This window comes from Streptomyces sp. NPDC060205 (assembly GCF_042728395.1).
In the GTDB taxonomy this organism is placed as follows: domain Bacteria; phylum Actinomycetota; class Actinomycetes; order Streptomycetales; family Streptomycetaceae; genus Streptomyces.
The window spans coordinates 1-5468 of the sequence record NZ_JBHWZP010000476.1; the positions used below are offsets into that span (position 1 = coordinate 1).

Here is a 5468-nt window from a genome sequence, read left to right on the forward strand (position 1 = left end):
GTCTGGGGGCGCAGCCCCCAGGGACAGGATCAGAAGCCGAGTTTGCGCAGCTGGCGAGGGTCCCTCTGCCAGTCCTTCGCGACCTTCACATGAAGGTCCAGGAAGACGGGCGTACCCAACAACGCCTCAATCTGCTTGCGCGACTTGATCCCCACTTCCTTCAGCCGCTTCCCCTTGGGCCCGATGATGATCCCCTTCTGACTGGGCCGCTCGATGTAGACGAACGCGTGGATGTCGAGCAGCGGCTTGTCGGCCGGCCGGTCCTCGCGCGGCAGCATCTCCTCGACGACGACGGCGATGGAGTGCGGCAGCTCGTCCCGCACCCCCTCCAGCGCGGCCTCGCGGATCAGCTCGGCCACCATGACCTGTTCGGGTTCGTCGGTGAGGTCGCCCTCGGGGTAGAGGGCGGGGCCCTCGGGGAGCAGCGGCACGAGCAGATCGGCGAGCAGGCTCACCTGCTGGTCCGCGACCGCCGAGACCGGCACGATCTCGGCCCACTCGAAGCCCAGCTCCTTGCCGAGCTGGTCGATGGCGATGAGCTGCTCGGCGAGCGTCTTGCTGTCGGCGAGGTCGGTCTTCGTGACGATCGCGATCTTCGGCGTCTTCTTGATGGACGCCAGTTCCTTCGCGATGAAGCGGTCGCCGGGACCGAGCTTCTCGTTCGCGGGGAGGCAGAACCCGATCACGTCGACCTCGGCCCACGTCGTACGGACGACGTCGTTGAGCCGCTCGCCGAGGAGCGTGCGCGGTTTGTGCAGCCCGGGGGTGTCCACCAGGATCAACTGGGCGTCGGCCCGGTGCACGATGCCGCGTACCGTGTGCCGCGTGGTCTGCGGCTGGTTCGCGGTGATCGCCACCTTCTGGCCGACCAGAGCATTCGTGAGGGTGGACTTGCCCGCGTTGGGGCGGCCCACGAAGCAGGCGAAGCCGGCGCGGTGGGGTGCTGCCCCCGAGGATTCCGGCGGCTCGGGTGACTGGGTACGAACGCTCATGGCGCCCATTGTCCCTGATCGTCGGGGCCCCGCCGTACCAGGATTCCGGCCCTCGCCGCCGATCGGCGCCCGGCCGGGCTCCCGTGAGCTTCCGGTAACCCCCGCGCAACACGAAACGTGACGGAAACACACCTGTACGCGACCGGAAACGCGGAACCGTGACGCTCTGACGAGTTCCCACCAGCCAGCCCCCACCAGCCCCCACCTGTTGGAGCCCCCGTGACCCTGGCCGCCGGACCCGCCACGACCGTCGCCGCGTCCCTGGACACCGGTGACACCGCCTGGCTGCTCGCCGCCACCGCGCTCGTCCTGCTCATGACCCCGGGCCTGGCGCTCTTCTACGGCGGCATGGTCCGCACGAAGAGCGTCCTGAACATGCTGATGATGAGCTTCGTGTCGATCGCGCTCGTCACGGTCGTGTGGCTGGCCGTCGGCTACTCGCTCGTGTTCGGCGACGACCACGCGGACTCCGGTGTCGGCGCGCTCATCGGCGGTCTGGAGCACGCGGGCATGGCGGGTCTCGGCCCGGACAGCGTCCAGGGCACGGTCCCGACGCTCCTCTTCGCCACCTTCCAGCTGACCTTCGCGATCATCACGGCTGCGCTGGTCAGCGGCGCGGTCGCGGACCGGACGAAGTTCGGGGCGTGGCTGGTCTTCGTCCCGCTGTGGGCGCTGCTCGTATACGTTCCGGTCGCCCACTGGGTGTGGGGTCCCGGCGGCTAAATCCTGGAGGACCTGGGCGCCCTGGACTTCGCGGGCGGACTGCCCGTCGAGATCGTCTCGGGGGCGTCCGGACTGGCGTTGTGCCTGGTCCTGGGCCCGCGGCTCGGTTTCAAGAAGGACGCGATGCGCCCGCACAACCTGCCGATGGTCATGCTGGGCGCGGGTCTGCTGTGGTTCGGCTGGTTCGGCTTCAACGCCGGTTCGGCGCTCGGCGCGAACGGTCTCGCGGCCGCCGCCTTCCTCAACACCCTGGCCGCCGGCTGCACCGGGCTCCTCGGCTGGCTCTTCGTGGAGCAGCGGCGCGACGGCCACCCCACCACCCTCGGCTCGGCGTCCGGCGCGGTCGCGGGCCTGGTCGCCATCACCCCGTCCTGCGGTTCGGTCTCGCTGCTCGGCGCGCTGGTCGTCGGCCTCGCCGCCGGTGTCGTCTGCTCGTACGCCGTGAGCTGGAAGTTCCGGTTCGACTACGACGACTCGCTGGACGTCGTGGGCGTGCACCTGGTCGGCGGTGTCATCGGCACCCTGCTCATCGGGGTCTTCGCCACGGAGACCATGACCGGCGGGGCCGAGGGTCTGCTGTACGGCGGCGGGTTCGGGCAGCTCGGCAGGCAGCTGGTGGCGATCCTGGCGGTCGGCGCGTACGCCTTCGCCGTCACGTACGGTGTCGCCAAACTGATCGACCGGGTCGTCGGACTGCGGGCCGACGAGGAGCACGAGCAGACCGGCCTGGACCTTACGGTGCACGCCGAGACCGCTTACGATCACGGGGTCCTGGGCAGTGGTGCCCCGGTCTCGTCCTCCGTCCTCCCCACCGTGCAGAAGGCCAGGCCCCAGGCATGAAGCTCATCACCGCGATCATCAAGCCGCACCGCCTCGACGAGGTGAAGACCGCTCTGCAGGAGATCGGCGTGCACGGGCTGACCGTCACGGAGGCCAGCGGGTACGGGCGTCAGCGCGGCCACACCGAGGTGTACCGCGGCGCCGAGTACCGCGTCGACCTCGTACCGAAGGTCCGTATCGAGGTCGTCGTCGGGGACGCGGACGCGGAGCCCGTCATCGAGGCGATCGTGAAGGCCGCGCAGACGGGGAAGATCGGCGACGGGAAGGTGTGGGCGGTTCCGGTGGAGACGGTGGTCCGGGTACGGACGGGCGAGCGCGGCCCCGACGCTCTCTGACCCTGCCGCCCTCCCCGCCCCTGAGTCTGGCCCTGATCACGACCACCGCTGCCGCGATGCCCGCTCCCAGCACCACCGCGAGCAGCCACGGCAGGGCGAAGAACGACGTGCTCGCCGACTCACGGGTGTCGCGCGCGCTGGCGGTCAACGTCACATCGCCCCAGTCGAGTTGGGGCGCGCCGCGCCACTTCGCGCTGAGCCGCACCCGCTGGCCGGGCAGCAGTTCGGAGGGGATCCCGGCCAGGTCGCGGGAGAGCAGCGTACGGCCGAAGAGCCCTTGTGCCGTCAGCCGCACCCTGGGGTCGAGGGTGACGTTCCCGGTGTTGTGGAGGGTGTACGAGACGGTGGCCGTGCTGTCGCCCGCGCCCGGGAACAGGGGCTGGTGGTGGCTGACGCGGACCTTCTCCACGGCGACGGCCGCGACGGTCGGCCCGCCCACCCGCAGATAGATCCGGGCGCCGACGGCCCGCTGGACCCCGACGTCGACCGCGCCCTCCCCCGCGTCGATCCGCTCGTCGAGGGCGACCAGGGCGCCCGGGTGATCGCCGGGTTCGGCCGACTCGGGCACCTTCAGCGTGAAGGGCACGACGACCTTGCCGTGCGCGGGCACGGTCACCCGGTCCTCGGCGGGCTTCGTCCAGGCGCCCACACCCCGCTGTTTCTCCTTGACGGTCCGTACGGCGAATCCGCCGTCCCGCGCGGTGTTGTACGCGTCGGCCGCGTAGAGCCGGAACGTCAGCGGGCCCCCGGTCCTGTTGGTGACGGCGACCTCGTCCTCGATGGTCGTGCCCGGGTCGGCGAAGAGAGGGAAGTAGGGCCGCGAGGCGAGTTCCGACGCGACGGGGAAGACGGACCAGCTGCCGTTGTCGGCGGCGCGCGCGGGTGTCCCGCCGGTCACCGCCACGGCGAGCAGGAGCAGGAGGATCGAGCGGAACGGCTTGCGCATGGGTGCGGACCCCCGGGGGCGCGGGTGGGACGGAGGAAAAAGCCGGGCGGGCGGGACGGAGGAGGCCGGGCGGGTGCGCGCCCAGCCCCTGTGCGGACTCAGGCTCGGGTTCGGGCTCGGGCTCGGGCTCGGGCTCGGTTTCAGGTGAGCGTGAGCGTCAGCACGCCGGAGTACGCGCCGGGCGGGGTGAACGCCGGAACGTTCAGCGAGAGCCGGGCGTCGACGGTGAACTCACCGCCGGTGAGCGTGCCGTCGGGGGTGGACGCGAGGGTCGCTCCCGCACTGCCGACCGCACCGGGCGAACCGGCCTGGCAGGTGCTCGGGCTGCCGCTCTTGGTGAGGCAGACCGGGGTCCAGCCCAGCTTGGCGGCGTCGATCTTCGCCCCGCCGGGGCCGGTGAAGTCGGTGACCTTGCCGGTCAGGGACCAGCCCGCGGGTCCGCCGCGGAAGTCCTTGACGGTCACCGTCTGCAGGGAGCCGCGGGAGAAACCGCCCTTGCCGTAGTCGACCGCCGCGAGTGCGACGGTGTCGCCGGCCTGGGTCATGGACAGCGTCCCCGCCTTGACCGAGGAGTTGAGCTTCTGGCTGCCCGCGGGCAGGGGTGTGTCGTCGATGACGACGTAGGCGGCGGGACCCGCGCCCTTGTCGTCGCTCCAGGCACTTCCCTCGTACGCCACCACTCCGGTGGTCGCCTTGTCGCTGACGGCCAGGCTGCCGCTGAAGGAGCCCTGGGCGTTCGCGGTGACGGTCGCCTTGTCGGCCGTCTCGGCGGCGCCGGCCCGTCCGGCGAGGGTGACGGCCGCGCCCGGCGCGAAGTCCGCCCCCGTGACGGTCACGCTGTCACCGGGCTTCCCGGAGGCCGTACCGAGGCTGATGGCACGGTTGTTGGTCTGGCCGCCACCGGTCGCGGTGATCGTCTCGGAGACGGGGGCGGGCGGGGTGCTGACCGTGCACGGGGTGTCCAGCTCCAGGAGGTAGCTGGTGTGGATGTTGTAGTCGCCGGGCGACAGGGTGATCGACCCGGGGGCGGTGACCGTGAAGGTGCCGGTCATCGAGAACGACGGGAAGGCGCCCTTGCCCGGGACCGGGTCGTTCTTCTTGGGGCCCGCGACCGTGAGGTCCCCGCTCTGCGCGCCGCCCAGGGTCACCTTGCCGGTGGGCGTCATGATGTCGGCGGGCAGGGCGATGTCGACGGGGTTGCTCGCGGCGGGCTTGACCACCGTGTACGTGACGGTGACCGTGTCGCCCACCTTGGGCGCCGCGTTGTCGACGGTGATCTTGGCGGTGGTGGTGCCGTCGATCGGGGGGATGCCCGCGATGGGCGGCGGGACGCAGTGCGTGGCGAAGTCGACCTGCTGCGGATCCGCGTTCGCGGGACAGGCGAACGCGCCTCCCGTGGTGACCGCGAGTGCGGCCGTTCCCAGAAATGCCGCCCAGCGGCGGCGTCTTCGGGTTCCTGAACCCATGAGTGCCCCTCCTGTGGATGTGGGCGCTGTGCGCCGACAGGAGGTCATTGATGTGCGGGTTGTGTGAGAAGTCAATGGAACCCTGAAGCACCAACTGATGGCCCATCAGCTTCCGTCAACTTGCCTCGTACGTCAGCGAGTTGATGCCGGGCCGTCGGAACAGCGG

General features: G+C 70.9%; 3 protein-coding genes and 2 pseudogenes. 2 read left to right on the forward strand and 3 right to left on the reverse strand.

The features are described from left to right. Positions 1 to 29 precede the first annotated feature (29 nt). On the reverse strand, positions 30 to 1001 hold the full coding sequence (era, locus tag ACFWGJ_RS41310) for a GTPase Era (RefSeq protein WP_366787997.1): 972 nt from the start codon (positions 999 to 1001) through the stop codon (positions 30 to 32). A gap of 210 nt (positions 1002 to 1211) precedes the next feature. Between era and ACFWGJ_RS41315 the strand changes: the two are divergent. Together ACFWGJ_RS41315 and ACFWGJ_RS41320 are read left to right on the forward strand one after the other, a co-directional pair. Continuing rightward, positions 1212 to 2555 (forward strand): annotated as a pseudogene (locus ACFWGJ_RS41315) (ammonium transporter). Next, on the forward strand, positions 2552 to 2890 hold the full coding sequence (locus ACFWGJ_RS41320; protein ID WP_210882736.1) for a P-II family nitrogen regulator: 339 nt from the start codon (positions 2552 to 2554) through the stop codon (positions 2888 to 2890). Before ACFWGJ_RS41315 ends, ACFWGJ_RS41320 begins: the two are co-directional and overlap by 4 nt. Here ACFWGJ_RS41320 and ACFWGJ_RS41325 read toward each other — a convergent pair. Continuing rightward, a pseudogene (locus ACFWGJ_RS41325) lies at positions 2787 to 3836 on the reverse strand (WxL protein peptidoglycan domain-containing protein); the annotation flags it as partial. The gene ACFWGJ_RS41320 and the pseudogene ACFWGJ_RS41325 sit on opposite strands and share 104 nt — an antisense overlap. A gap of 140 nt (positions 3837 to 3976) precedes the next feature. Continuing rightward, positions 3977 to 5302: a beta-xylosidase gene (locus ACFWGJ_RS41330; protein ID WP_387334110.1), complete on the reverse strand. Its 1326-nt coding sequence runs from the start codon at positions 5300 to 5302 to the stop codon at positions 3977 to 3979. Between the last annotated feature and the right edge of the window lie 166 nt (positions 5303 to 5468).